The sequence below is a fragment of the Ectobacillus ponti genome (genome assembly GCF_024294785.1).
Classification (GTDB): Bacteria; Bacillota; Bacilli; order Bacillales; family Bacillaceae_G; genus Ectobacillus; species Ectobacillus ponti.
Genome location: NZ_JANCLT010000053.1, coordinates 1 through 907 on the forward strand (window position 1 = coordinate 1; position 907 = coordinate 907).

Here is a 907-nt window from a genome sequence, read left to right on the forward strand (position 1 = left end):
CACTGATGCGAGAAACTAAACGGTTGGATCGGAGTCGGAGACGAGGCGATCATGGACAAGCGGCGGCGGCGGCGATGAGCTTAGTAGTCGGTGGTGGGGAGCTGCTCGTGGGTGTGGGAGATGAAGAGGACCTCGTAGATGACGCCGGCGAGGCCACCGCCGATGAGTGGGCCAACCCAGTACACCCACTGGGACTCCCAGGACCAGCTGACGAGGGCCGGGCCGAAGGAGACGGCCGGGTTCATGGAGGCGCCGTCGAACGCGCCGCCGACGAGGATGTTCGCGCCGACGATGAAGCCGATGGCGATGGGGGCGATGGTGCCGAGGCTGCCCTTCTTGGGGTCAACGGCGGTGGCGTACACGGTGTAGACGAGGCCGAAGGTCATGACGATCTCCAGCACCAGGGCCTCCCACACGGAGACGCCGGTCAGGCCGAAGGTGCCGGTGGCGAGCCCGCCGGTGGAGAAGCGGAGGAGGAAGCACGCCACGGTGGAGCCCAGGAGCTGGGCGATCCAGTAGAGGAGGCCGCGGAACAGGGTGATGTTGCCGCCGACGAAGGCGCCGAAGGTCACGGCCGGGTTCACGTGGCCGCCGGAGATGTTGGCGCCGACGGACACCGCCACGAACAGGGCGAAGGCGTGGGCCACCGCCGCCGCGATCAGCCCGGCGGGGGTCGTCGCTCCGCCGCCGGTCAGCTTGCTGAAGGCCATGCCGGAGCCCTGGCCGGCGAAGACGAAGATGAGGGTGGAGATGAACTCGGCCAACGCCGCCTTGAGTGCACCCGGGTGGTACACCTCCTGGTGGCTCCCCACGGCGATGTTGCGGATCGGCATCTTGCACTACTCCCTTCTGCTGCTCTCTCACTCAAACTAGAAGAGCTCAGAAATGGAGTGGTGTGTGTGTGGCT

The 907-nt window shown here is 66.7% G+C and carries 1 protein-coding gene; it reads right to left on the bottom strand.

Annotated elements, in window-relative coordinates:
* Nucleotides 1-80 precede the first annotated feature (80 nt).
* The gene (locus NK662_RS24525) at nt 81-833 is read right to left on the bottom strand and encodes a TIP-type aquaporin (RefSeq protein WP_254761332.1); all 753 of its coding nucleotides are present in this window, start codon (nt 831-833) and stop codon (nt 81-83) included.
* Nucleotides 834-907 lie beyond the last annotated feature (74 nt).

Bases quoted from the DNA above. Each gene is read 5' to 3' on its own strand.
- NK662_RS24525 (WP_254761332.1), bottom strand. From the start codon at position 833: ATGCCGATCCGCAACATCGCCGTGGGGAGCCACCAGGAGGTGTACCAC.